A 5,424-nucleotide genomic window follows, 5' to 3' on the forward strand; every position below is an offset into this window, starting at 1 on the left:
ATTCCAAAGTCACACTTTGTTAACTTTAGACCAAAGCATAACTTTGATGGTAAGGATTTTACCAAAGCGATTGATAACCAGAAAAATGAAGTAGCTATCTCTGAAGCAAGTACTAAGTTGTCTATGGCTAGATTTAGCTGTACACAGTGTCACGCTCCTCAATCATCAGGTAAATTGGCAGTTGAGAACACTTTCCAAGCTGAATTCTCATCAAAAGATGGTGCAACGGCATCTTCATGGTATGAGCATATGAATGATGACTTGGCAACCAATGGTTTAGAGAATAATGCAGTAACAGATGCTGATAAAGCAAATGCAAACTCTGCTGCTGGTAGTCTAGACGAAGGTCACTAAAAAGTATGGAGAGAAGAGAGTTATTTAACTCTTTTACCTCCTCGTTTACTAATAAACGAGAGGTTAAAGAGAGCATTATTAGACCACCATACTATGCAGAGCTAGAGGCTTTTTCTCTCTGCGTAGAGTGTGAAGATAAAAAGTGTGCTGCTGTTTGTGATGAGGATATTATCATTATCATGGATGATGGTACACCCAAGCTCGATTTGACCACTCCTACTGGTTGTACATTTTGTGATGAGTGTGCAGAGGTTTGTGTGGCAGATGTCTTGCAAATTGATAAAATGCGTAATATTGACGCATTGATAGAGATAGATATACTTAAATGTTTAAGTTGGAATCAGACCATGTGCTTTTCTTGTAAAGAGCCGTGTATTGACAATGCCATTGACTTTTTAGGTATGTTTAGACCGACGATAAACCAAGATAGGTGTACCTCTTGTGGGTTTTGTGTTTATCGGTGTCCTACAAATGCAATTACCATTAAAGGTATCGCGTAGGTTGCCCTCGCTCCTACCGTCTCGGTGGGAGTGTATATGCGAATTTGGGTATAATTAAATATAGATTCTCGTATGCATTCCCACCGAGGACGGATGGGAACGAGATTGATTTCATAAAGGAAAAAAATGCGTTTATTAATAATATTTTTACTGTTTATACAATTAAATGCCAAAGATTTAAAGCCATCGTTTGTCTATGAGGGTAGTGGAGGAGTAACTGATTTGGTCTACAAAGATGCCAAACTCTACTCCGCTACAGTAGAGGGTGCTGTTGACATATACGACACCAAAGAGCAGAAACTCATAAAAACCATCAAAGTTCCCAATATAAAAGATTTTGCAGGTGATGATGTCGCTTCAAAAGTCTATTCGGTGGATATTGTAGATGGAAAAATCATGATAGCCTCACAGGGGAAGATGGGGTATAGACGAGTTCATATCTATGCTGATGATAATCTTACAGAGGTCATATCTGTAGCTAAATCTTACACTATTGCTAAAGCAAAGTTTATAGACAGAGATACGCTACTTATTGCTATGCTTAGTAATGAGCTTATCCTATATGATATTAAAAATTCTAAACAGCTCTATAGAGAGCAGATAACCGCTTCAAAATTTTCTAACTTTGCTCTTAACGAGAACAAAGATGAGGTGCTTTTGGTGGATGAGAGTGGTGAGCTTAGGTTGATTGGTGTCAAAGATGGTAAGGTTCTAAAAGAGTTCAAAGGGCAAAATGTTGATAATGTCTTTCAAGTTGACTATAAAAATGGTATGATGATAACAGCAGGACAAGATAGACGCTGTGCTGTTTATTCTAAAGATGGACGAAAAGCCTACTATAAAGATGGAAGTTTTTTAATCTATAGTACAGGTTTGAGTCCTAGTGGAGAGATAGGTGGATTTGCTGCTGATGAGCATAATAATGTGATTTTGTTCAATACAAGCAGTAAATCTGACCTCTATAAGTTAGGTTCACATAAAGCAACCATCAGCAATATTCTGTTTATCAATGAAGAGGAGCTGTTTACAGCTAGTGATGATAACCATATCAACTATTGGGAACTTTAGGGTGTTTCGTAGAGACAAGGCATGCCTTGTCTCTACACTAGACCCCATAAATTTAAAGGAGCGTTAAAATGAACATTTCAAGTATCGTAGTGCAGACACTACCAGAGAATGTAGAAAAAGTAATAGCAATTATCAAAGAGAATTCAGATATATGTGAGTATCATCTGCATGACCCAAAGGGGAAAATAATCGTAACGGTTGAGGGTAAAGATGTTGAAGAGGATATAGAAAAACTTGTTGATATTCAATGTTTTGACCATGTTATTGCTGCGGATATGATGATGACCTATCAAGAGGATCAACTTGATGAGGAGTTCAAAAAACTAGAAGCACAGAGTCTTGTTCCTGAGATATTAACCAGAGAAAATGTAGACCCAAGAACAGTTGTCTATAATGGTGACCTTAAAAAGCGATTTTAGTAACAGAGTTATATTTATAATAAGAGAAAATTACTCCTATAAAGAGATAATAAGCTAAATATTAATATCATAGAAGATAAAACAATTCAAAGGATAAAGAAATGATTAGAAGAAAAGAGTTTTTACTTGCGGCTACATTGTCCGCATTACTTTTAGGAGGATGCTTTGATTCAGAAACAGGTGCATCACAAAGAGTAGCAAATGGTGATGTGGAAAAGGTAGAGGTTAAAAAAGAGGCTCCTGCAAAAGAGGAGGCTAAAGCAGAAACACCAGCAGAAACAGAGGCTCCTGTAGAAGCGGAGAAGACAGAAGCACCAGTAGCAGAAGAGACAGCAGCACCTGCTGAGGAGCCAAAAGCAGAAGAGGCTCCAGCTAAGACAGAAGAGCCTGTAGAAGCTGTCGCACCAGTAGCAGAAGAGAAAGCCGAAGCACCTACAGCAGAGGTTAATCTTGGAGCATGTAAAGGGTGTCATGGAGCTAACTTTGAGAAGGCAGCTATGGGTAAATCAAAAGTTGTCTCTGAGATGAGCAAAGATGATATTGTAGCTGCACTTAAAGGTTATAAAGATGGTTCATATGGTGGAGCGATGAAAGGTCTTATGAAAGGTCAAGTGGCAACACTAGATGATGCAGCTATTGAAGCTATGGCAGGAGCTATTGCTAAGTAAACATCTTTCAAAACTTATTTGGAATCGGAGACTTCAGTCCCGAACATGACGAGGCTAAAGCCATCGGTTCCATCTATAAAATCCCCTATAGAGGTCTCTGCTTTGAGACCTCTTCTTCATAAAAAAACTACCATAATTAACTATTTTTTAATATATTTTAATGAAAAAAACACGATTATTACACGAAATGTTTTTATAATTCAACTGTAAATTAAAAAAACACAATAAAAGGATAAAAATGAACAAAATCATAAAAATCGTAGCAGTAACAGCACTAATGACACCAGCACTATTTGCAAATACAGCAGCTTGTAAAGGGTGTCACGGAGCAGACTTTGAGAAAAAGGCACTGGGTAAATCTAAAGTGGTTAAAGATATGAGTAAAGCAGATTTCATTGCAGCAATGAAAGGCTATAAAGATGGCTCTTACGGTGGAGCAATGAAAGGTATGATGAAAGGTCAAGTGGCTAAACTTGATGAAGCAGCAATCACAGCAATAGCTGACGAACTAAAATTAAAATAGTAATCTCTATACTACTTAATGGGTCAACACTTGGGTTGACCCCTACGATACTCCTATAATTTACTCATATTTTAATCTCTATTAGTTATAATCACCCCAAAAAGGTACTATTATGTTTGGAATATTCGAAAGTAGTCATGAGATTCATGATGCAAAAGTTTTTATGGGAAGTGCTGAAGAGACCAGAGAGTCCAATAGTGAACGAAAAAGTCCATATAGTGGAGATGTGGTTAGCAAGGCTCCTGTATGCTCTGTAGAAGATACTCAAAAAGCATTGAAAATTGCTAAAGTGGCATCCATTCAGACGGCTAAATCTCCTCTCCACCAAAGAGTTGCATGGTTAGAGGATGTAGCTAATAGTCTAAGAAAATATCGTGAGGATATGGCGTTAACTATAGTTCATGAGGTAGCAAAACCTTTAGCATTTGCAAGAGTAGAGGTTGATAGATGTATCGAGACCATTGAGCTTACCGCAAAAGAGTTGGTGGCTCTTCATGGTGAGACGATTCCTACGGATATAGCCCCTAGTGGCAAGAAAACCATCGCCTATTTCACTCGTGTTCCAGTGGGTGTTGTTGCTTGTATTACCCCTTTTAATTTTCCTCTAAACCTTGTGGCTCATAAGATTGCTCCTGCATTGGGTGCAGGTAATGCAGTTGTGTTAAAACCAACACCAGAAGCACCACTTACAGCCTATAAATTGGCAAAACTATTTAATAACTCGGAGTATGCTATAAAAGATGCACTCTCTGTGGTCTATGGAGATGTAGCCGTTGGTAGTACTTTGGTAAAAAGTGACATTCCAAGAGTGCTATCTTTTACAGGTTCTGTTCCTGTTGGTAACATTATTACTCAACAGGCAGGGATAAAAAAGGTGAGTTTGGAGCTTGGTGGGAATGCAGCGACATTTATTGATAAGAGTGCTGATGTTTGTATGTCAGCAAAAAGATGTACCTTTGGGGCATTTGTAAACTCTGGTCAAGTATGTATCTCGTTACAGAGAATATATGTTCATGAGGATGTATATGACTCATTTGCTGAGTCGATTTCGAAGGAGAGCAAGGAGTTAAAAGTAGGTTCTCCATATGAAGAGGATACTTTTATGGGACCTCTAATAGATGATGAGTCATTAGATAGGGCAAAGGAGTGGGTTAACTCTGCTATAGATGAGGGTGCAAGGCTTATGGCCGGTGGTGTGGTTATAGATGGAAGTTTTGCACCAACTGTCATGGCTGATGTAACGGATGAGATGAAGATAGTATGTGAAGAGGTTTTTGCTCCTATTGTAAGTCTCGTCAAAGTGAGCTGCTATGAAGAGGCGATTGTAAAGATGAATGACTCCCCTTATGGTCTACAGTTCTCTATCTTCACCAATGACCTGAAATTGACACAACGATTTATAGAGGATGCAGAGTGTGGAGGTGTGGTTATTAATGATATTCCAACACTCCGTTTTGATGTTCAGCCCTATGGTGGTTCTAAACTCTCTGGAATTGGAAGAGAGGGACCAAAATGGGCATTGGAGGAGTTTACAGAGATAAAGAGTGTTGTTATATGTTAATGTTTTTTGTTTAAAATATTAGTCTAAATTCTTTTTATTAAGTTATAATAAAGTTATGCTATACTGCTATCCAAAAGTTAACAGTTTATTAATAGACTTCTTGCAAAACTCATTTGGAATCGGAGACTTTAGTCCCGAATATAACGAGACTAAAGCCATCGGTTCCTAGTTTTGAAAGATGTATAATAAGATTTTTTAGAAAGGATTTAAATGGAGTATATGTTTGAAGCAGGTTTTTTAGGTACACGAGCTCCTCTATTTATGGATATAATCGTAATAATAGTAGGACTTTTACCTTTTTTAATAGCTTTTACTATCTGGACTGCAATAA

The 5,424-nt window shown here is 37.8% G+C and carries 7 protein-coding genes; all 7 read left to right on the forward strand.

The annotated features are described in order from the left end of the window. The coding region (locus GSY74_RS00120) for a nitrate reductase cytochrome c-type subunit (protein WP_188108682.1) at positions 1-354 on the forward strand (354 nt) is incomplete at its 5' end. Positions 355-359: 5 nt separating this feature from the next. After that, positions 360-854: a 4Fe-4S binding protein gene (locus GSY74_RS00125; RefSeq protein WP_164663078.1), complete on the forward strand. Its 495-nt coding sequence runs from the start codon at positions 360-362 to the stop codon at positions 852-854. Positions 855-980: 126 nt separating this feature from the next. After that, positions 981-1,922 (forward strand): WD40 repeat domain-containing protein, encoded by a 942-nt coding sequence (locus tag GSY74_RS00130; protein WP_164663079.1) that lies wholly within the window; start codon positions 981-983, stop codon positions 1,920-1,922. Between the two features lie 68 nt (positions 1,923-1,990). Next, on the forward strand, positions 1,991-2,341 hold the full coding sequence (locus GSY74_RS00135; protein ID WP_164663080.1) for a chaperone NapD: 351 nt from the start codon (positions 1,991-1,993) through the stop codon (positions 2,339-2,341). A gap of 101 nt (positions 2,342-2,442) precedes the next feature. After that, positions 2,443-3,009, forward strand: a complete 567-nt coding sequence (locus tag GSY74_RS10980) for a hypothetical protein (RefSeq protein ID WP_370518746.1) — start codon at positions 2,443-2,445, stop codon at positions 3,007-3,009. A gap of 238 nt (positions 3,010-3,247) precedes the next feature. Next, the gene (locus GSY74_RS00150; protein ID WP_164663081.1) at positions 3,248-3,532 is read left to right on the forward strand and encodes a cytochrome C; all 285 of its coding nucleotides are present in this window, start codon (positions 3,248-3,250) and stop codon (positions 3,530-3,532) included. A 112-nt stretch (positions 3,533-3,644) separates the two neighbouring features. Continuing rightward, positions 3,645-5,093, forward strand: a complete 1,449-nt coding sequence (locus tag GSY74_RS00155; protein ID WP_164663082.1) for an aldehyde dehydrogenase family protein — start codon at positions 3,645-3,647, stop codon at positions 5,091-5,093. Positions 5,094-5,424: the final 331 nt, after the last annotated feature.

It is taken from the genome of Sulfurovum sp. bin170, assembly GCF_010892395.1.
Classification (GTDB): domain Bacteria; phylum Campylobacterota; class Campylobacteria; order Campylobacterales; family Sulfurovaceae; genus UBA1140.

Coding starts and splice junctions, on each gene's coding strand:
- GSY74_RS00125 (WP_164663078.1), top strand. CDS start 360: ATGGAGAGAAGAGAGTTATTTAACTCTTTTACCTCCTCGTTTACTAAT.
- GSY74_RS00130 (WP_164663079.1), top strand. CDS start 981: ATGCGTTTATTAATAATATTTTTACTGTTTATACAATTAAATGCCAAA.
- GSY74_RS00135 (WP_164663080.1), top strand. CDS start 1,991: ATGAACATTTCAAGTATCGTAGTGCAGACACTACCAGAGAATGTAGAA.
- GSY74_RS10980 (WP_370518746.1), top strand. CDS start 2,443: ATGATTAGAAGAAAAGAGTTTTTACTTGCGGCTACATTGTCCGCATTA.
- GSY74_RS00150 (WP_164663081.1), top strand. CDS start 3,248: ATGAACAAAATCATAAAAATCGTAGCAGTAACAGCACTAATGACACCA.
- GSY74_RS00155 (WP_164663082.1), top strand. CDS start 3,645: ATGTTTGGAATATTCGAAAGTAGTCATGAGATTCATGATGCAAAAGTT.